Here is a 19,407-nt window from a genome sequence, read left to right as displayed (position 1 = left end):
CGAGGTTTTCGCCACACTGCCCAGCTAGCTGTCGCTCTACCGCACCTTGGCCGGCCCCGGCCGCTGCGGAGCGCTGGCCGCGCGGCTTGCCGCGACTGTCTATCGTGCAACCATGGCCGCACTGCTGTTCCTTGACGTGGACGGGACTCTGATCCCCTACGATCCGGTGATGCCTGCCGATCCGGCCGAGGTCTGGGCCGTGCGGCAGGAGCAGGCGAACCCGAGCCTGGGCCGGATCAACCTCGCGCTAGGCCCGCGTTTGCTTGCCCTGCCGGCCGAGCTGATGTGGGCCACCGGATGGTTGCATGAGGCCAACCAGGTCATCTCACCGCTGCTTGGTCTACCCCGGCTGCCGGTGGTCAAGTTGAAGGAGCCGCAGCTGGACGCGGCGGAACGGTACCCGCTGAATTGGAAGACCGAAACCCTGGTGCAGGTGGCCGCGGGAAGGCCTTTCGTCTGGATCGACGACGAGATCACCGGCACGGATCGCGCCTGGGTGGCCGAAAACCACCCTGGCCCGGCGCTGCTGTTCCGCATCGACGCCCACTTTGGACTGACCGAGGCGGACCTCGCCGCGGTCGAGCGATGGTTACGCCAAAACCCTTCCCCGAGTTGACACCGCCGGGCTAGAGGCGCGGGCCGAACACGATGAGCGCGTTGACCAACGCTGCCAACGCCACCACCAGCACGGCGCCGGCGGCAAGGTCCTTGATGTCCCTGATCCGCGGATCTCGATCGATGCCGTGCAGCTCGGCGATGAAGTCGCACGTCCGCTCCACCGCTGTGTTCATCAGCTCGGCCGAGAGCACCGCCGCGATACTCCACACCACCAATCCCAGGTGCGATCCGGTGATCCCATGCGCGACCGTCAGGAACACCACGCCGCCAGCCGACACTAGGTGAATTCTGAAGTTCGCGCCAAGCCGCGCCACCCAGATACCGCGTGTCGCGAAGCGAAAACTGCGGCCCAACCGGACAGCCCCGCGGCCGGCGGAATTGCGGCGACCGTCATTGCTGCGTTGTTTCATTCGCGCAAGATAGGCGACGGGTGGCCCGATTCGGCTCCTCGTCACAGGCCCCACACCTATTCCTCACCTCATCTCCATGCCACGCCGACGGCAACCGGATGACAACCGGTTAACAACCGATCGGCAACAGGGGGCGGCTGTGCTGGTGGCACTTCCACTCGACCCCCGGAGGAGGAAAGTCCCCCATGTTCAGCACCTTGAACCGCAGGCTGGTGGCCACGACCGTGCTCGTCGTGATCGGCCTCGCGCCCAGCCTGGTGGCGCCGGCCTACGCCGAAACCGTACCCCTGTCCACGTCCGCGGTAGCCGCGCCGTCCACCAGGACGGCGGAGGTGGTCGCGGCCAGCGTCGCCGAAACACGGCAAGGAGTCAGCAACGTTCTGGCGGCCAACGACGCGGCGGGCGCGTGGCCGAGCGTCGACGCCGATCTGACCCCCAAGCTTGAGTCGGCGGTGAACGCGGGCGGCGGCGCCGTCGAAAGTGACGTAGTTTCAGTCGCTCTGCGCATCAAAATCAAAATCAAGTGCACGATCTCGTTCCCGCCCTTGCGGATCAAGTGCACCATCACGATCATCATCATTATCGGATCGCCCAGCGAGTTGCCGTTGAGGCTATCGGCCAAGCTGTAGGCACAGAGACGAACCAGCGGCGGAACGGCTCCGCCGCTGGTTCGGGTCGACGATCGACGAGGCGCAGCTCGAAGCGCTTGTCGCGGAGCTGCGCGAGGGGCTTCTCGCCTCCGGCGCCAGCGAGGTTGGCGTGGTTGCGGCTCCGCTCGCGCCGCAGAGATACCTTGATCAGGGGCTGAGCGGATTGCGTTCGCCGTTCCAATGATCGTCGCCTTGATCTGGGTGGCCACAAATCGGTACCAGGAAAGGTATGCAGCGGTCACCGTCATACCTCATTCTGTGGGGATGCGTGCCCGGCTGTCGTGGAGGTTGCTTGTGGTGCCCCGGCTGATGCTGGCCTTGGGTGTCATCGTCTGGGCGGTGATCATGGTTTTGCTGACACGGCGGCGACGGCCGGTGCAGCCGGAACGGCTGCCGCTCGCCTCGGCGGATCCGGTCGCGGAGGTGCTCGCGGATGCTCGGCCCGTGTCTCGATTCGCCGGAGAACAGCTCGATGTCAACGACCTGCGCTGGATGGTCAGCGTCGAGGAGCTGGAACTGACCGACGAGGGCGGGTGCAACACGGTGGTCGGGCTGGACGACACCGTGTCGTCATACGCCGAGGTGTACGACGACGGGTTCGCAGATGCCTTGTCCGACCAGCCAGGCATCGAGGCGGTGGACCACGCCGATCGCGAGGTCGTCCTCGTGCGGAGTCTGCTTTCGCTGCCGGATGTCCAGGCTGCGGCCATCCGGGCATTGCTTGCGATTAACGCGGACCCGCAGGTCCCCCGCGAGCGGCCGATGCCGGCGGCGGCGATGAACGACCTTGCCGACAGCGTTGCCGGCATCATGGCCGGGCACGGATTCGTTGGCCGGCTGCGGATGAGTCCGGAACATGATCAGTCCTATTTCGACGCTCATGACCGGCACGGCCCAAGCTTCTATCGGCTGTGCGCGCAGGATCGCCTTGTTCAGATAATCGGGCTGCGCAGCGGCATCGGGTACCACAACAGCGATGGCACAATTGTCAACGTCCGGGTGAGGTTCACCATCGAGGTGGTCGAAGTCGCGGCGATCGGCGCAGCCGGGTCCAGCGAACCCGACGGCTGCCAGGTCGTCGCCGGTGAGCGCATCTTGTCGGCGGCCTACGACCCGGTACCCGCCAAAGTGGAGAGTATTGAGCACATGCTGGTGCGCAAAGCGCTGCCCCTGTGCGATTCCACGACGTCGCGGGCCGCCATAGTCGATCGGTGGGTCACCGGTCTGCCCTGGCATGTACCCGACATGCTTTCCTGGCAGGCGGCCGACATCGCCGCGCGCTGGGGCTTCCGCAAGCATGCCCGCGACCTGTTGAAGCACACGCCTGGCCGCCACAAACAGGCCGCTGAAGTGGCCGCAAGGCACCACCTCTAAGCCAGCGCGGCCACCGGATCGGCGCTGGCGTCGAAGCACAGGTGCAGATGGGCATCGATCATGCCCGGCATCAGCCAGGCGTCACCCAGGTCGACTACCTCGGTGTGTGACGGCGGCTCGCCATGCGGCTGGACCGACACGATCTTTCCGTTGTCCAGCAGCACCACTGGCTGCTCCACGGCCGTTTCCGAGAAACCGTCGAACAGCCCAGCGGCCCGAATTGCCAGCATCCGTCAGACCCCCATCCGTGGAGTGCAGTCTATGTGGATGAGGCTGGATGGGCGAATCCCCCATCGGGATGGCAGACTGAGCGGCCGTGACTGCTTCTGAATCTTCGATATATGAGGCCCGGCATGCTCTGGGCCGCAAGGATCTGGTGCTGCTGCTGGCGAGTTTCGGGTTCGTCGCGGTGGGGATACTGCTCATCGGGCGCAATCCCGTGGTAAGCGTGCTGTGCTTCCTGCTAGGCGGTTTGTACCTGGTGCCGCGCGGGATCACGCTGGTGCGACGCCGGACCATGCTGCGAGTCGACGCTCAGGGCGTGCTGCTCGGTGGCCCATCGACGTTCAGCCGCGACAAGGACGAGCTGGTCTCCTGGCAAGACATCGTCGCTGTGGTGCTGTGGGAACAGGAGGCGACCCGCGGCCGGAAAATGGCCTTCGTCGGGCTGCAGCGCCACGAGGGCCTGCCGCAGTTGAAAGGCTCGGCACGCTCCAAACGTTGGCAGCGGATCGCCTTGGCGACCGTCCCCGCGCACGTGCCGCGGCAGGTGGCGATCGACAGCCGGCCGGTCAATCTGTGGAGTTTGGACCGTGGCAAGCTGGCCACGGCCGTTCGAGCGTTCGCCCCGGAGGTGCCGATCGCCGATCTGGCAACGAAATAGCCAACGAAAGTCGATGTGCCGATAATCGATATGTTCGGGGTTTCTATCAAGCGGGGCGCTGCATGGTTGGACAACCGGGCGTGTCTTGAGCGAAGGTGGTGGGCATGCAGCTGCGCCAAATCGGTGACATACAGGTCGGGGCGATCGGACTAGGCGGCATGCCGATGTCGATCGAAGGCCGGCCGGACAGGGAACGCTGTGTCGCCACCATCCATGCCGCGCTGGACGCGGGGGTCACCCTCATCGACACCGCCGACGCGTACCACCTATACGCCGATGACGTCGGCCACAACGAGACGCTGATCGCCGAAGCGCTGGCCAGTTACGGATCGGGCACCGATGGCGTGCTCGTGGCCACCAAGGGCGGGCATCTGCGCCCGGGTGACGGTTCGTGGACCCTCAACGGATCACCGAGCTATCTCAAACAGGCGTGTGAAGCCTCACTGAAGCGGCTCGGCGTCGAGGCCATCGGCCTATACCAGTTCCACCGGCCCGACCCCCGGGTGCCTTACGAGGACTCCGTCGGCGCGATCCGCGACCTGCTGGACGCCGGCAAAATCCAGATGGCGGGCATCTCGAACGCCAATCCGGCGCGGATCAAGGCCTCTCAGGAGATTCTGGGCGGGCGCCTGGTGTCGGTGCAGAACGAGTTCTCCCCCGCGTTCCGGTCCAGCGAGCCCGAGCTGCGCCTGTGCGACGAGCTCGGGATCGCCTTTCTGCCGTGGAGCCCGCTGGGCGGCATCGGCGACGCAGCGGCGCTGGGCAACAGATTCCCCCATCTCCAACAGGTCGCCGACGAGCTCGGAGCGACTCCACAGCAGGTGACTCTGGCCTGGATGCTCGCCAAGTCGCCGGTGGTGATCCCGATCCCCGGATCGAGCCGGCCGCAGACGATCCAGGCCTCGGTCGACGCGGCCCAGCTCCAGCTCAGCCCCGAGCAGGTAGCGCTCATCGATCAGGCCTGACCTTCCCGGTACCCCGGCCGCAGAGCGTCCTTTGTGGACTTTTGTCAGGCTGGGGTACCGGTGACCGGCGCAGCCAGGTTGTTGGCGGTCTTCTCGGCCGGCATGAGGATCCACAGGATCGGATAGATGAGGATCTGGCTGCCCGGGATGAGCAGGAGCACCAGCACGAAGAGCAGCCGGGCCGGCCATGGGTCGATACCGAAGCGGCGTCCCAGACCGGCCACGACGCCGGCCAGCAGCCTTCCCTCGCGCGGGCGCACCAGCCCTTGGTTCTCGAAGTTCTCATGGATGCTGTTCATGACCCAAGAGTGCATCACCTCAGCGCCGACGACCTCAGGGTCCGACCCTGGTAGAACCCTGACCCGAAACCGTGCACAATCCACCCGTGTTCGACTTTGGCGTCGCCGGCGACCGGCCGGAGATCCGTCCGGCCCAGGCGAGCGACTTCCCATCGGCTCCGCGAGCAGCGGTGCAGGGGCTGGTCGGTTGGGCACAAGCGGCCTTCGGTGAGGGCTTGGTCTCGGTCATCGTTCATGGCTCGCTGGCCTGGGGCTGCTGGACGCCGTCCAGCGATATCGACGCCTTGCTCGTCGTCGAGCGGGCCTCGGGGCTAGCGACGTTCCACCGGATGCTCGTAGCGGGAGACGCGCAGGCCCCGGGAAACGGCTTTGAGCTGTCTGTGCTGTCCCGCCAGGCGGCCCGCAGCAGTCCTCATCCCATCGGCTATCTCTATCACTTCAGTCGAGCGCGCCTGGCTCGGCAGAGCCCCGAAAGTTGGGATCTGGACGAAGTCGCGCGAGATCCGGACCTTGCGGGGCATTTTGCCGTCGCGTGGACGGCCGGGGTCGCCGCCTACGGCCTACCCGCCAGGCAGGTGTTGCGGCAGGTCGATGACGGGGAGTTCCTCGCCTCGATCGGGGAGGATGTTCTGCAGAGTTGCGGGGAAATCCTTGGCATTTCAGCGGAACAGGTTGCGGTGCCGGTTTATCCGGTGCTGAACTTCGCCCGCACGTTGGCCTGGTTGCGGGAGCGAGTCATGCTGTCCAAACGCGAGGGCGGCCAGTGGCTGATGAATCGTGAGCCGCCACGCGCCGCGCTACTCACCGTGGCCCTGCAGGAGTACGCGGATCCGAATGGAAGGCTGGTCCAGACAACTGATTTGCATGACCTGGCTCGCGCCGTAAAGGAACAGTTATCGTAGCCGAAGCGGTCCCACCGGGAAGCCGGCGACGCGGATCCGGTTGCCGCCATCGTGTTTGGCCCGGTAAAGCTCTACATCGGCCAGTGCCAGCAGTTGCGCGGCAGCGCTACCGCGTTCGGGTATCAGCGCCGCGACACCGATGCTGACCGTGACGATCTTCGTTTCGGCCAGGAGGTGTGGCTCGGCAAGCGCCGCGATCGAGGCGCGCAGCCGTTCGGCGACTAGCGCGGCTTCGGCTGTCCCGGTACGCGGCATGATGATCGCGAATTCCTCGCCGCCGTAGCGCGCGACGAGGTCGTTCTCGCGCTGGTTGGCGGTCAGCTCGGTGGCGACGCGTTGCAGGCAGTCGTCGCCGGCCGGGTGCCCGTAGTGGTCGTTGTAAAGCTTGAACGAGTCGATATCGACCATGGCGAGGGCGATTGGCTCGCCGCTGCGGCCGGCCTGCTGCCATTCCGCGTGCAGGCGCTGTTCCCACTGGCGCCGGTTGGCCAGGCGGGTCAGCGGGTCGGTGCTGCTGAGCTGTTCCAGGCGCAGGTTCGCGGCGACCAGCGCCTCTGTCCGCTCGGTGACTTTGCGTTCCAAGGACTCGTAGACCGACGCGTTGTCCAGGGACACCGCGAGTTGTCCGGCGACCAGATTGACCGCATCGAGCCGCTCGCTGGAGAAAGCGCCCCGGATGAGCCGGTTCTCCAGCACCAGCAGCGCTTGTGGAGCGCCCCGGTTCATGATGGGCACCAGCATCATCGAGCAGCAGTCCAACCCGTCCAGGTAGGGGTCGCGGGAGAATCGGTCGTCGCGGGTGGCGTCGTCGATGATCAGCGGGTCGCCGGTGCGCTCGACGTAGCGGACCGCGGAGGCGCACACCTGCCCTGAGTGTCCTAATTGGCCGGTCTCCCCGGTTGGGGCGGGCCGAGCCAGCGTCCAGCGGCGCCCTTCGCCCTCCCACAGCAGCAGCTGGATGTTGGTGGCGCCGGTCAGGTCGCTGAGGACCTCGACCAGGCTGGCGTGCAGGCCGTCGAGAGTGGTCTGCGAGCTGAGCGCCTGCGAGGCGGCCACGATGCCCAGCAGGTCGATTCCGGCGACGCTGATGCCCGACTGGCGAACCGGGATGTCGGGCCGGCCACCGGCGGAAGACGCGGTGGTGCGGACGGGTGTGAGCTGAATGGCCTTGGCGGTCGCCCCCCAGGCCCGGTAGGCCTCGGCGGCGAGTTCCAGCAGCGACTGCCCGGCTGCGGGCATGTCGTGAGCCAGGTAGAAGCGGGCCGCCCGCTCGTGGATGAATGCCCAATGCCAAGGGCGTATTCGGTCTGAGACCTCGCGGCGGGCCGCGTCGTAGGCGCGCGCGGCTGCCTCGAAATCCCTTGCGGCCCAAGCCCGTTCGGCCTCGGCCAGGCGCAGCAGATGCGCGAAGTTGCCCTGATTGTCCACGGCGCGGACGCGTAGCCAGTCCACCGCCTCGTCCAGCCGTGTCATCAGCTCCGCACGGTCCTCGGGCAACGCGGCGCGCACAGCGGCGGCCGTGGTCAGTACCCGCAGAAGATGAGCCAATGCAGTGGGGTAGGTCGAAGGATTGGTCGGCAACAGCAGGTAGGCCGACTCGGCGTGCCGATCCATCCGGTCGGGGTCGTCGAGAAGCGCTCCGGCCAGCGCCTGGGTGACGTGCGCGTTGAACGCGGCGACCGGGTTGTCGCTGCTGGTACGGGCCAGGAACGCCTGCTTGGTCTGCTCGTCGTGGTCGGCGCCGCGCAAGGCCTCGGCCAGCCGCCGGTATGCCAGGTACACATCGGCGGCCTGGTCGTTGCCGGTACGGTGGGCGAAAGCGAGCCCGGCGTCCACCTCGGCCAGATAGGACTCCAGATTCGGCGCGTAGTCGAGCATCGCGTAAACCGAGACGTAGTAGGTGTGGCAAGCCTTCTGCAGGTCGCCGCCGTGCAGCAAACCCTCACGAGCCCGGTGGGCCTGCGCGACAACGTCTTCCAGCCGGTCGAACCAATGGCCGGTGCTCAGCGCATAGAGAAAGCGGGCCTGTGAGGTGTCCGGCTCGTAGCCACGGGCCTCACCGACGGCGAGGATGCGCCGCATCGCCCTATATCCGGTGCGGTAATCGCCGCGTCGCGCGGCCGTGACGAAGGTGACGTGGCTGACCGGGCCGACCAGTGACGCGACCGGCGCGACCGCCCACATGCGCAGCGCATGCAACGTCAGCCAGGCCAACGTTTTCTGGTCCGAGAAGAACGCCGGGGCCATCAGCCGGTTGATCAGCGCTGCCGCGGTCAGCAGGGTCGGTTCACGCAACGGCGGCAGGCGCAGATCGTCGTGCTCATCGCCGGATTCGACCCAGCGGTAGAGGGCATCGAGCCCGTTCTCGATGTCGGCGTCGAGGCGCTGCGGCTCGGGGACGGTGATGCCGAGGCTGCGCAGCGTGTCCAAGCCGAGCGCCACGGCTTCGCGGGCTCGGCCCTGGTTGGTCAAACTCAGGACCTGCACCAGCGCGATATCGGGTGTCACCGCCGCGGCATCGTCGAGAGCGCGATAGACCTCGTCAGCCTCCTGTAGGCGGCCCAGATGGTAGTAAACGCTGTGGCGGAAGGCCAGCAGCCGGCGCACCGCGGTGACGTCGGCCGGGTCGGTCAGAGGCAACGCCGTGGCCAGATAGCGTTCGGCCAGAACGTTGTCGCTGATCAGCATGGCCCTTTCGGCGGCGCGTGCCAGCACCCCAGCGGCCACCGCTCGTTCGTCCACTTCGGACACATGCGATGCGACGGCGTAATACTGCTGGGCCGCCACGTCAACCAGGTCCGGCTGGGTCGCCAGCCGCCGGGCCAGTTCCAGTTGCAGGTGGGTACGCTCATCGGGACCAACGCTGTCGAGGATGGCCTGATGGATGCGGTCGTGCCGGAACCGCACCGCGCGGCCGCCCTCCACCGCCAGCAATCCGTCGTCGAGCGCGGGTTCGAGCTGCTCCTCGATCACGTTCACCGGCTGCCCGGTGCCGGCTTTCAGCAAATCCACATTCACGGACCCGCCCAGGCATGCCATGGCCTGCATCAGGGTGCGGGTGGCCGGCGGCAATCGGTGCAGCCGTGACGACCACAGGTCGGCCACGTCGGCCTGGCGCAAATGTTGCGACAACGCCACCGGGTCCCAGTCCCAGCCGTCGTCGGTGAGGGTCAGCTGTCCGTCGCGGCGCAGCGCATTGATGAGTTCGACCGTGTCGTAAGGGTTGCCGCCGGTCCGCGCGGCGATGGGCTGGGCCAGCTCGGCCGCGTTGTCAGCAGGCAGGCGCAGGATGTCGGCGACCAGCTCCGCGGCGAAGGCGGTGGGCAGGTTGCCCAGCCGGATCTGGTCGGGAGGCACCGGCTGACGCTGCCAGCGTTGCTGCATCGCCGACAAGGGATGGGTGCTGTCCACCATGTCTTCGCGAAACGCGATCACCAACAGCAGCCCGTCCGGGAGGCCCTCAGAGAAAAGCAAATCGACGAAGCCGAGTGGGGTACGCGAAGACCACTGCATGTCGTCGAAGAAGACGACGAGCGGCCGCTTGGGCGACGCGATGGTGCGCAACAGGTCCACGCCGGCGCGCTGGATACGGGCCGGGGCGAGCGCGGCATCGCCGAAATCGGTGGCGGGCGCGACCCGCATCAGCGTCCCGAACTCCGGCAGGAGCGCGGCGAGGAACCCAACCCGCTCCTGGAGCGCCTCGGTCAGCCGCTGCCTCAGGTCGGCCAGGTTCTCCTCGGGCTCGGCCAGCAGCAGCCGGACCAGCGCCCGAAATCCCAGCCACACCGCGTCGGACTCGGTGTCGTTGCGGTGCTGGTCGAACTTGCCGGAGACGAACCAGCCGCCGGTCGCTGACGCGATCGGGCGCAGCTCATCGACCAGAGATGTCTTTCCGGTACCCGGCGCGCCACTGACGATCACGCCGTGGCTCAGGCCCAGCATCGCGTCGGCGAACGCGGTGTCCAGGACACGGATCTCGGACTCGCGGCCGATGATGCGCGACTGGGGCAGCAGCCTCGCCGGGAAGTCGTTGGCGCCTATACGCACCCCCTCGGACTGCTCGAAGCGGCCATCGCGCAGCAGGCCGAGGTCGTGGGCCAGCCCTTCGGCGGTCTGGTAACGACTGTCCGGTTCCTTCTCCAGCAGATGCATGACGATGTCGGAGAATCCGGCCGGCAAAGCAGGATTGACCGTCGCCGGGGGGATCGGCCGTCGCGCCAGGTGCGCGTGGCAAAGCCGCAGCGGGTCACCGGTGCCGAATGGCGGTTCGCCCGTAGCCAGTTCGTAGAGGGTGGCGCCCAGGGCGTAGAGGTCGGCCCGCTCGTCGACAGGCCGCCCGGTGCGCCCGGTCTGCTCGGGGGCGAGATAGGCAAGCGTGCCGACGATTTCGTCGTGGTGGGTGAACTCGGGGCGGATTTCGGCGGTGGTCGTCGCGAGCTCGAAGTCGATCAGGTACGGCCCGTGGCCGCTTTCGGCCGGCAGCATGATGTTGGCCGGGCAGACATCCCGGTGCACCACGTGCCTGGCGTGCACCGCGGCCAATGCCTGTGCCAGCCGCAAAGCCAGCTCGGCCAGCTCGTCGGGGGGCAGCGGCATAGCGCGCGCAGCAAGAGTGGCCCCGCCCGTGTCGACCAGCACGATCCCGTCGGGGCCGTTCGCGGCCGCGGTGGCCCGCTCGTCTGCAAGCTGTGCCGCCCCGTCCACCCCGGCCAGCCGCCGCAGCTCGGCGGTCTCGTGTCGGCGGCGCTGGGCGGCGTCCGGGCCGCGCGGCAGTTTGACTACGACCGTTTCGTCTGCCGAAACGAAAACCCGGGTGACCCGCGTGCGCTCGCTTTCGTAGAGCAGCTCCGCCTGGGCCATCACAGTTTCGCCCGCCATCATCGGTTCCAAGACGCGGAAGTCACCTGCGGCTGACCTGCCATTCTTACTAACCCTACCGTTGTCTGCAGGTCTCGGAGCCGCAACCGCCAAATATCGAATGCTTGCGACGGATCGGCTGTGCCACACTCACGCCGATGGCCGAGCGAGAGGGTGCACGTCCCGTGCCTAAGTTCTAACAGTTTGCTGATGATGGCTTCACCGCCTGGGAGCATTGCGCCGGGCTGATCCAGCGTCGGCGCGGCACGAAGCCAGCCGACTCTCTTCAACTGTGCAGAACACCCTCTCCCAAAGGCGCATCCCTTGCGGCATAACGCTATGCGCCGCGGTCGGCCCGACCGCGGCGGCTATCCGCCATTTCATCGATTCGAAGTTCTTTACCTACCCGGCCTGTGTGATGTCGTCTCGGCCGAGGTCCGGGCCGCCCTGGGCATCGCGGTGGAACCTGTGGCGCAGCGCGACGACTCGCTGCAGCTGACCTTCACCGGGCGCTGGGAACGCTTGCTGGCGCTGCGAACCCCGGTGGCGGTTTTCGCAGTGCTGACCTTCGCCGTGCCGAGGCCGCAAACCCTTCTCAGCGGGGAACATCTGCCGGCCGTCATCGCGGCGGTGGAGCATGTGCGGCGGCTGAGCTCCGCCCGCCCTGCGGTGTCGTTTCGCTTCGACGCCGCAGGCGCCGGGTCGAGCGTCTTCGAAAGGATCGCCCAGCAGATCGCCGCCGGCACACGGCTACGCTACGACCACGCGGCGGGCGACATCGTGCTGCGGTTTCGGCGATCGGTCAGCATCGCAGATGGCTGGGATGTCCTGATCAGACTGTCGTCCCGCCCGCTGTCGCACCGTCAATGGCGGGTGCGCGACGTCCCCGGGGCCGCCAACGCCACCATCGCCGCCGCCATGGCCATTCTCAGCGCGCCCCGCCCAGGCGACCGGATAGCCAACCCGATGTGCGGATCGGGCACGCTGATGGTGGAACGGCTGCTCGCCGGACCCGCATCGGCCTGCCTCGGCTTCGACATCGACCAAAGCATGCTGGCCGCGAGCGCGGACAACCTTCGCGCGGCGGGCCTGGCCCACCGCACCAGGTTGCTGCAAGCCGACAACACCCAACCCGGCTGGACGCGCCACGGCCCGTTCGATGTGGTGTTCGCCGATCCGCCATGGGGCACCCTGATGGGCGAGCACAGCACCAACGAAACGCTGCACCTGGAATTGCTCAGACGCGCCCGCGAGGCGGTCAAGCCTGGCGCGCGACTCGTGTTTCTCACCCACGAGGTGCGCAGGATGGAACGCTGTCTGCGCACCGCCGAAGACCTGTGGCGGGTCAACAGCGTCACCCGGGTGTTTCAGAAGGGACACCATCCCCGCATCTATTTGCTGACCGCCACCGGTTCAGCGCGGGACGATGCCATTGAGTAGCTGGTCGGCGAGGCTCTGGTGGAATTGGGGGTCGGCCGGGTCGGCTCCGGCCATGGAACGGCCGAGCACGGCGAGCAGCAGACCGCCGAGGACTGCGTTGGCGGTGTCCGAGATGTCGTTGGCGTGGACGGTACCGGCGGCTGTGGCCTCGGTGAGCAGGTCGCGCAGCGGTCCGGCGATGCGGCTGTCGTTGGCGTGCAGCACTTCGGCCATGCGGCCGGTGGCGCCGAGCGCGGTTAGCAGACCGGCGCAGATCCCGGGATGGTCTCCGAGATAGGAGGCCAGACCGGCCACCATGGCCCGCAGCCGCTGCTGCGGCGGCTCATCGGGGTTGAGGGCGGCTTGCGCCGAGGCAGCGCCCCGCTGGGTGTGCGCGGTCAGCAGGAAGGTCAGCAGGTCGTCGCGGCCGGCGAAGTAGTAGTACATCGTGGCCCGGGACGCGCCGACCAGCCCGGCGATGTCTTCCAACCGCGGCGGCGGGTCGGTTCGCAGCACCTGATCACTGACATCGAGAAGGCGTTGCGCGAGGTCAGCCGGGGGGTTCTTCACGTCGAGAAAGCCTAGCCGCTTGTCCTGGACTCGAATCCAGATTACAGTCTAAATCATGGTTGAAATCGCGTCCTATGGACCTTGGGCGGTGGTGACCGGAGCCTCATCCGGCATCGGCCGCGCGTTCGCCGAACATCTGGCCGCGGCCGGGCTGCATCTGGTGCTGGCCGCCCGTTCCACCGAAGCGCTCGAAACGCTCGGCGCCACCCTCGCCCGCACCCACCACATCGACTACCGCGTGGTCACCGTCGACCTGAGCCGGCCAGAGTCCGCCTCGTCCCTTGTGGACGCCACGGCAGATCTAGATGTTGGCCTGTTGGTCTCCAATGCCGGCGGCGGCCGCCCCGGACCTCTGCTCGATCAAAGCCTCGAGGAGCTGCACCGCCGGTTCACCCTCAACGCCACCACACACCTGGATCTGGCCCACGCCTTCGGGCGCAGGTTCGTTGCCCGCGGCCACGGTGGCATCGTGCTCGTCTCCGCTGCAGGCGCGGTGCACGGGCTGCCCAACATGGCCCACGAAAGCGCGGCCAAGGCGTATGTGCTCAACCTCGGCGAGGCTCTGCACTATGAACTCGCCAGCGCTGGGGTGGACGTCATGGTCCTGCTGCCCGGAAACATCGACACCCCGATCATCGACAGCTTCGGCATTGACCGCGCCACCATGCCGATCCGGCCACGGCCCGCCAAAGCCGCTGTGCGCGAAAGTGTGGGCGCCTTCCTGCGGGGCCGGCCCACCTTCGTCCCGGGCCGGCTGATGCGCATGATGCTCCGGCTGCTCCCCCGCACCCAGTCCATCCGCATCAACGGGCGCATGCTGGGCCAAGCCGCAAGCGCTTTGGCCGCACGCGAAGCCGCCGTCTAGCCGCCCCGCTATTCCACATCGGACACAGGCTCCCAGACAATGACGTCGAAGACCATCGAGTGCATGACGTAATCTCCGCTGCCCGCGTAGGGCTCGTGGTCCACCGACTTCAGCACGACCAGAGCCCTGCGATGGAATCCCGTCCACACACAGAATTTCGACACCGGGTTGCTCGAGGCGAGAAGTCTTCCCCCCTCGATCAAACCCTGCCACACACGGCCGACGCATGATGAGTATTCGATGGGCGCGGCGGCCGGCAAGACCGAGAACCGTGCGCCTGTTCCCGGCCCGTCGTCCCAGCAGCTGTTGAGATGAGTAAATTCACTGGCGTTGTAAACAATGCGGATATCGGCGATCGCGCAATTCGCCTGTTCAATCCACTTCGCAGTATCGGTCTTGTCCAGATCGATGCCCTGGCCGGGCTCGACAGCGGTGTTACCCGGCACGAGGGTCACCGTGTGCAGCGGCACTCGGACAGCCACCCCAGGCGCACCTTCCGACTTCGCCGGCGACACCGTGGTCCGCGTTACCACCGGTGGATTCACCGCCGCCGCTGGAGCCACCAACGAAGGTGCGCTTGAAGGGCTGCTGCTGGTCGGCGCGCTGACGACCGGTGTTGGTTGGCCGGAAAGCTGCTGCGGCCGCTGGATGGCGTCGTAGGCGAGATTGCTGATGAGCGTGAGCGCACCGCCGATGATCAGAAGCACCACGGAGGAGATGAATGTCAATCGCCAGTGATGGCGCTGAGTGCCGGCCGCCGGTTCCCCGGCGCTGTTGTCGTCGATCACAGAGCAACGTTACATACTATATCGACTATGCGAGATTTTGTATCGGCTAGCCGACATTCGACGGGTGATTGCGGCTGATGACGGCGACGTCGCTGCCGAAAGCCACCGCGATGTCGCCCGCGGGGGATATCGCCAAAGCCCTGGCAGGGTAAGGCAATTCCAGCTCCAGCTCGCTTCCCACTAGTCGGACTGACCCGTCGAGACGGGCCACCGCGATTTCCGTGCCGAGCACTGCGATCGCCGTGATCTCGGATTCGCCGCAGTCAACGACTTGGCCTGTTCCGTCGTGCTGCCAGACCGTCACTTCGTTGAATCGCATGGTGACGTGCATTCCTGCTGCCACGTGCTGCAGCGGCCGCTCCAACGCGGTCACCTCACCGGTCTCGGGCTGCCAGAGAATGGTCGGCTCCCTCTCGTACACCATCCGGCTTATCAGCACCCGATCAGTTCCGGCCACCAGGCCGACCACCGGGTAGTTGCCTTGGTGCGACGCGAGATGTTCACCGGTCACCACGTCCCACATCGAGACGCGGCCACCGTTGCCTCCGCTGAAGACGAAGCGCCCGCGCGACGCCAGCACCATCGTCTCCCCGCCATGCCCGGCAACCATCGGCAGCGCCCACTGTGTCAACGTCTCCAAATCCCAGCGGCGCAGCGTTTCGTCCGGCCCGCCGTTGACATCGCCGCCTCCGGTCACGGCAATCGTCTTGCCGTCCACCTCTACGGCAGTCACCGCAAGCACCCGGCCGGTGTGCCCGGCCATGGGTTCGGCCGCTGTTCCATCGGTCGCCGCCCAGCGCCGCACCGTGCCCTCGTCGCCGCCGGTCACCACGTAGTCGCCGGCGAAAGCGACCGCGTTCACCCGGCCGAGATGGCCCGGCGCAGGCACCTGATGATTGTCAAGATCCCAGCGGCACAGCACACCCGCACCGAACCGGCCCTGGCCGCAGGTGAACACCAGGCTGCCGTGCGCGGCCACCGCGGCCCAGGAGGTGAAACCCCGAAGCGGGGCAAGCCATTCGCCGGTCAGCAGATCCAGCACCTCCACCTGATATTCGGTCGGCACCAGCAGGCGAGTACCGGCCACGGCAAGACTGCCAAGGCTGTTCAGGCGGCTGGTGAGCCGGGTGGCAGGCAGCAGGCTTTCGCCGGTTTCCCCATCGTGTACGCCGATGGTGCCGTCAAACCGAACGGTGACTTCCGTCGATCTCCCGGCCAGGAGCAGCGAGGTGCTCAGCGCGACCGCCGCCTCGCCGCGCTTTCTATCGGCATCGCTTAGGTACGCCACTTTCCCGTATCCGAAGTCGTCGTCGAGGTCCAGCTCAAACTCGACTATCTCCGGCATGGCGGGCTCGTCCGCGGCGCCGGCCCTGGTCACTTCACCGGTGGCGAAGTCCCACAACAGATCTGGCCCGTTGAACGCCCCGATCGTCACGGCAGACCCGGCCAGCGCCAGGCTCTCCGCGAAGACGGTCTCGGAAAGGGTGTGCAGCAGCTCGAACGTCATCGCATCCCGCACCTGGACCGTGTAATCCGCGTGCGGGTTGCCGTCGTGTCCGATGTCGTAACCCAAGGCGGTCACCACGATGGGGCGTCCGGCCCAGTCACCGCAGACGATACGGTCGGCCGTGCTGATGGTCGCCGACGCGACCCTGCGTCCGTCAACATCGGCCTGGCTCGCCCAGCGCACCCGCCAGCCAGCCGAATGCTCAATGCGCCGCGATCCAGTGGTCTGCACCGCCCGAGTATTGCGCGGCCGAGCCCAGCCGGATAAATAGTCTAAGACGAGTTGGTCCACTAGGAGACGTAGCGGCGGGTGGCATGGTTTGCTCGTCAACTATGAGCGATTCCATGGCAACCAGCACCGTGACGATCACCGGTCACGGCGGCGACGACGTGCAGGCTTACCTGGCCCGGCCCGAGGGCGACGGGTCGCGCGGCGGCGTAGTGGTCATCCATCACATGCCCGGATATGACCGGGCGACGAAGGAGATCGTGCGCCGCTTCGCTGAGCTGGGCTACGACGCCATCTGCCCCAACCTTTACTGGCGCGAGGCGCCCGGCGCGGCGCCCGACGACGCGGCAGCCGTGGCGCGGGCGCAGGGCGGCGTCCCCGACGAGCGGTTGGTGGGCGATGTCGCCGGGGCGGCAGCTTACCTGCGCGCGCTGGCGACCTCCAACGGGAAGGTGGGCACCATCGGCTACTGCTCGGGCGGGCGTCAGTCTGTGCTGGCCGCGTGCAATCTCGACATCGACGCGGCCGTCGACTGCTACGGCGCCTTCGTCACCGGTACCCCACCGGAGGGCTCCATGCGCGGCAACCTCGTCGACCAGCTGCCCAATCTGCGCGCTCCTCTGCTCGGGCTGTTCGGCGCCGAGGACAAGTACCCCAGCCCGGAGCAGGTCGCCGAGCTACGCGACATCCTGGCCGCCAACGGCAAGGTCTTCGAGGAACATACCTATGAGGACGCCGGGCATGCGTTCTTCTCCGTCGACCGGCCGGCCTATCGGGTCGCCGCCGCCAACGACGGCTGGGAGCGGATCGCCGCCTTCTACGGCAAGCACCTGAGGTGAACCGTGTGCACCTATGAGACCGTCTGCGTCTGCCTGGAAGGCTCGGGCAAAGGACCGGCGAGCTGGCTTCGCGTCACCCAGGCCACCGTCTACTTCGACCATCCGGTGCACGCGATGGCCGACCACACGCTCAACATCGACCTGACCGACCCGTCGCAAGGACCCTCGGCCCGCATCGCGCTGGAGCTGACGGCCGAGTCGGCACGGGCGCTGGTCGCCGCGATCCAGCAAGCCCTCGACGCGGTGCCGTCCGAGCTGACCCACACCTAGGAGACAGGGTGACCGTTTTTTGTACCGAGTGCGATGGCGGTCCTGACCCGCCACGGCGAGGTGCACGTTCGATGACCGGGATTAACTCATGTGACATTCACTGCCGGGCATGTCAACCTGGTCCACATGGGCAAGGGGATTCACGTCGGTACCAAGTGGCTGCGCAAGCAGGCCGAGGAACTCGAGAACATCGCCGCCACGGTCGAAGGCGCCATCGCCGATGTCGACCGTCACCGTGACCGTGACCGTGACCGTGACCGTGACCGTGACCGTGACCGTGAGATTGCCGTAGCGCCGCTGAAGGTGGGCAACTGCGCGGCGAACCGTGGGCCGTCGCCGCTACCCTGCGGCGCTATGCGGCGCCTCGACCCACAGCCGAGCGGGCGAGCCATTTCTCACCCAGGACGAGGCGGGCTCGCGCGGCCCTGGCCGAGTACGGCGGAATCATCTATCGCCATCCCGATGGCAAAACCTTCTCCTTCTCCCCGCCGATCACCGACGGGGCCAACCATGAGGTCCTGCCGCACCGCTCACCGGTACCACCCGGCGCCACGGCTGTGGGCCGGTACCACTCACATCCGGACAACGCCGATGGGCAGCCCGCCCCCACCCGGGTGCAGCTGTTCTCCGGCAAGGACCGGGCCTACAGCGCCGAACACGGCGACGGCTACCTGATCACGCCGAATGGGCAAATACTCAAAGAGGTTCCTCCCGGCCGTCTGTCCGAAAGCGAACGTCGCCGGTTCCCAACGGCAGGCTGTCCGAGCTGTGAGAATAAAGAATATTTAGCTATGGACACCGGTGCCTACAATCGGCGCGTCGCCAACGTGGAAGGAAGGCCATGGCACAGGTCGTCGTCGCGGGAAGATACCGGCTGACCTCACAGATCGGCTCGGGCGGGACGGGCACTGTGTGGAAGGCCGAGGACATGCTCCTGCAACGGGTGGTGGCGGTGAAGGAACTGCGGATGCCGCCGAACATCTCGCCGGAGCAGTACGCGGAGACCACAGCCCGGGCCCTGGCCGAAGGCCGGGTCGCGGCACGCCTGCAGCACCCGCACATCGTCGCTGTCCACGACGTCGTCGAGCACGACAGCCGACCGTGGATCATCATGCAGCACATCGCAGGCCAGTCGCTGGAACAGGTCCTCGCCGGCGGCCGGACGCTGCCCATCACGCGGGCCGCCCAGATCGGCGTCGAGCTGCTGCACGCCATCTCAGCGGCGCACGAGGCGGGTGTCATCCACCGCGACGTGAAACCGTCCAATGTGCTCATTGGCGAGGACGGAAGGGTGTACCTGACCGACTTCTCGATCGCGAAGGTCGCGGGAACGGGGACTGTCACCAATACCGGCATTCTCGTCGGCTCACCGGGATACATCGCCCCCGAGCTGATCGTCACGGGCCGGGTCGCCGAGCCCGCGGATCTGTTCGGCCTAGGCGCGACCCTGTTCCGGATGGTCGAGGGGGTCGGGCCCTTCGATCGCGACGACGCCATCGCCGGCGCCTTCGCGGCGGCCGTCGCCGCGCATCCACGGCCGCAGCAGGCGGGTGCGCTCACCGCGGTCATCGACGGCCTGCTGGCCAAAGATCCGCGAGAACGCCTCGACGCCGCCAGCGCGATGGCCGTGCTGGCCCCCATAGCCTCGGGCCAAGCCAGCTTCGCCGCCCCTGCCACCACCGAAAGCCCAGCCGGCGCTCCGGCCGCCGCCGCACACGACGCAGTGACGCCCGCCGGTGCCATCGCCGACCCCACCGGCACAGCAATCGTCGGCGCAGGACTTGCCGCAGCCAGCCCCGAGAGCAGCAGCAGGCCTAGCGCGCCATTCGCGGCCGACCCATCGAGCAGCAGCAGCACAGCCGTCCCCACCGACAGCAGCAGCGCAGGGCACGCCGCAAGCGGCCCAGCGGACAGCAGCAGCGGGCCCGCCGGAGGATTTGCCGCGAGCGGCCCAGCGGGCAGC

Annotated in this window: 20 protein-coding genes; 12 read left to right on the top strand and 8 right to left on the bottom strand. The window is 67.2% G+C overall.

Going from position 1 to position 19,407, the window contains the following annotated elements:
• Positions 1 to 112 precede the first annotated feature (112 nt).
• Positions 113 to 616 carry an HAD domain-containing protein gene (locus Rhe02_RS42035; RefSeq protein WP_203914114.1) on the top strand — a complete coding sequence of 168 codons (504 nt, stop codon included), beginning with the start codon at positions 113 to 115 and terminating at the stop codon, positions 614 to 616.
• A gap of 10 nt (positions 617 to 626) precedes the next feature.
• Here Rhe02_RS42035 and Rhe02_RS42030 read toward each other — a convergent pair whose 3' ends face one another.
• The gene (locus tag Rhe02_RS42030; RefSeq protein WP_203914113.1) at positions 627 to 1,028 is read right to left on the bottom strand and encodes a diacylglycerol kinase family protein; all 402 of its coding nucleotides are present in this window, start codon (positions 1,026 to 1,028) and stop codon (positions 627 to 629) included.
• 185 nt (positions 1,029 to 1,213) lie between these two features.
• Between Rhe02_RS42030 and Rhe02_RS42025 the strand changes: the two genes are divergently transcribed.
• Positions 1,214 to 1,657: a hypothetical protein gene (locus tag Rhe02_RS42025; protein ID WP_203914112.1), complete on the top strand. Its 444-nt coding sequence runs from the start codon at positions 1,214 to 1,216 to the stop codon at positions 1,655 to 1,657.
• Positions 1,658 to 1,942: 285 nt separating this feature from the next.
• Complete coding sequence (locus Rhe02_RS42020; protein WP_203914111.1) at positions 1,943 to 3,052, top strand: hypothetical protein; 1,110 nt, start codon at positions 1,943 to 1,945, stop codon at positions 3,050 to 3,052.
• Here the strand turns inward: Rhe02_RS42020 and Rhe02_RS42015 are convergent.
• Positions 3,049 to 3,282 (bottom strand): hypothetical protein, encoded by a 234-nt coding sequence (locus Rhe02_RS42015; protein ID WP_203914110.1) that lies wholly within the window; start codon positions 3,280 to 3,282, stop codon positions 3,049 to 3,051. The genes Rhe02_RS42020 and Rhe02_RS42015 overlap by 4 nt on opposite strands.
• A gap of 86 nt (positions 3,283 to 3,368) precedes the next feature.
• Here Rhe02_RS42015 and Rhe02_RS42010 point away from each other — a divergent pair, with 86 nt between their 5' ends.
• The gene (locus Rhe02_RS42010; RefSeq protein WP_203914109.1) at positions 3,369 to 3,935 is read left to right on the top strand and encodes a hypothetical protein; all 567 of its coding nucleotides are present in this window, start codon (positions 3,369 to 3,371) and stop codon (positions 3,933 to 3,935) included.
• 104 nt (positions 3,936 to 4,039) lie between these two features.
• The gene (locus Rhe02_RS42005) at positions 4,040 to 4,900 is read left to right on the top strand and encodes an aldo/keto reductase (protein ID WP_203914108.1); all 861 of its coding nucleotides are present in this window, start codon (positions 4,040 to 4,042) and stop codon (positions 4,898 to 4,900) included.
• 44 nt (positions 4,901 to 4,944) lie between these two features.
• Here the strand turns inward: Rhe02_RS42005 and Rhe02_RS42000 are convergent, their stop codons facing one another.
• Entirely contained in the window at positions 4,945 to 5,199 is a 255-nt protein-coding gene (locus Rhe02_RS42000; RefSeq protein ID WP_203914107.1) for a PspC domain-containing protein, read from the bottom strand.
• An 86-nt stretch (positions 5,200 to 5,285) separates the two neighbouring features.
• Here Rhe02_RS42000 and Rhe02_RS41995 point away from each other — a divergent pair, with 86 nt between their 5' ends.
• Positions 5,286 to 6,101 (top strand): nucleotidyltransferase domain-containing protein, encoded by an 816-nt coding sequence (locus Rhe02_RS41995; RefSeq protein WP_203914106.1) that lies wholly within the window; start codon positions 5,286 to 5,288, stop codon positions 6,099 to 6,101.
• On the opposite strand, the gene Rhe02_RS41990 is transcribed toward Rhe02_RS41995, so the two are convergent.
• Positions 6,093 to 10,979 (bottom strand): diguanylate cyclase, encoded by a 4,887-nt coding sequence (locus tag Rhe02_RS41990; protein WP_203914105.1) that lies wholly within the window; start codon positions 10,977 to 10,979, stop codon positions 6,093 to 6,095. The two genes, Rhe02_RS41995 and Rhe02_RS41990, sit on opposite strands and share 9 nt — an antisense overlap.
• Before the next feature lie 318 nt (positions 10,980 to 11,297).
• Here Rhe02_RS41990 and Rhe02_RS41985 point away from each other — a divergent pair, with 318 nt between their 5' ends.
• Entirely contained in the window at positions 11,298 to 12,398 is a 1,101-nt protein-coding gene (locus Rhe02_RS41985) for an RsmD family RNA methyltransferase (protein ID WP_203914104.1), read from the top strand.
• Here the strand turns inward: Rhe02_RS41985 and Rhe02_RS41980 are convergent.
• Positions 12,372 to 12,947: a TetR/AcrR family transcriptional regulator gene (locus Rhe02_RS41980; RefSeq protein WP_203914103.1), complete on the bottom strand. Its 576-nt coding sequence runs from the start codon at positions 12,945 to 12,947 to the stop codon at positions 12,372 to 12,374. The genes Rhe02_RS41985 and Rhe02_RS41980 overlap by 27 nt on opposite strands.
• A gap of 55 nt (positions 12,948 to 13,002) precedes the next feature.
• Between Rhe02_RS41980 and Rhe02_RS41975 the strand changes: the two genes are divergently transcribed.
• Positions 13,003 to 13,812: an SDR family NAD(P)-dependent oxidoreductase gene (locus Rhe02_RS41975; protein ID WP_203914102.1), complete on the top strand. Its 810-nt coding sequence runs from the start codon at positions 13,003 to 13,005 to the stop codon at positions 13,810 to 13,812.
• Between the two features lie 8 nt (positions 13,813 to 13,820).
• Here Rhe02_RS41975 and Rhe02_RS41970 read toward each other — a convergent pair whose 3' ends face one another.
• Positions 13,821 to 14,600: a hypothetical protein gene (locus Rhe02_RS41970; protein WP_203914101.1), complete on the bottom strand. Its 780-nt coding sequence runs from the start codon at positions 14,598 to 14,600 to the stop codon at positions 13,821 to 13,823.
• A 46-nt stretch (positions 14,601 to 14,646) separates the two neighbouring features.
• The gene (locus Rhe02_RS41965; RefSeq protein WP_203914100.1) at positions 14,647 to 16,338 is read right to left on the bottom strand and encodes a WD40 repeat domain-containing protein; all 1,692 of its coding nucleotides are present in this window, start codon (positions 16,336 to 16,338) and stop codon (positions 14,647 to 14,649) included.
• Positions 16,339 to 16,451: 113 nt separating this feature from the next.
• On the opposite strand from Rhe02_RS41965, the gene Rhe02_RS41960 reads away from it, so the two are divergent.
• Both Rhe02_RS41960 and Rhe02_RS41955 read left to right on the top strand, forming a co-directional pair.
• Positions 16,452 to 17,174 (top strand): dienelactone hydrolase family protein, encoded by a 723-nt coding sequence (locus tag Rhe02_RS41960; RefSeq protein ID WP_203914099.1) that lies wholly within the window; start codon positions 16,452 to 16,454, stop codon positions 17,172 to 17,174.
• Between the two features lie 3 nt (positions 17,175 to 17,177).
• Positions 17,178 to 17,444 (top strand): DUF6295 family protein, encoded by a 267-nt coding sequence (locus Rhe02_RS41955; RefSeq protein WP_203914098.1) that lies wholly within the window; start codon positions 17,178 to 17,180, stop codon positions 17,442 to 17,444.
• An 81-nt stretch (positions 17,445 to 17,525) separates the two neighbouring features.
• Here Rhe02_RS41955 and Rhe02_RS41950 read toward each other — a convergent pair whose 3' ends face one another.
• Complete coding sequence (locus tag Rhe02_RS41950; protein ID WP_203914097.1) at positions 17,526 to 17,678, bottom strand: hypothetical protein; 153 nt, start codon at positions 17,676 to 17,678, stop codon at positions 17,526 to 17,528.
• Between the two features lie 77 nt (positions 17,679 to 17,755).
• Here Rhe02_RS41950 and Rhe02_RS51085 point away from each other — a divergent pair, with 77 nt between their 5' ends.
• Together Rhe02_RS51085 and Rhe02_RS41940 are read left to right on the top strand one after the other, a co-directional pair.
• A complete protein-coding gene (locus tag Rhe02_RS51085) occupies positions 17,756 to 18,322 on the top strand; it encodes a DUF4329 domain-containing protein (protein ID WP_203914125.1) in 567 nt (188 codons plus the stop codon).
• Positions 18,286 to 19,407, top strand: a 1,122-nt coding sequence (locus Rhe02_RS41940; RefSeq protein ID WP_203914096.1) for a serine/threonine-protein kinase, incomplete at its 3' end; no start/stop codon positions are given. The genes Rhe02_RS51085 and Rhe02_RS41940, both read left to right, overlap by 37 nt.

The organism is Rhizocola hellebori, assembly GCF_016862955.1.
In the GTDB taxonomy this organism is placed as follows: Bacteria; Actinomycetota; Actinomycetes; order Mycobacteriales; family Micromonosporaceae; genus Rhizocola; species Rhizocola hellebori.
Note: the sequence above shows the minus strand (reverse complement) of the source record. Positions and strands in the feature narration are given on the sequence as shown.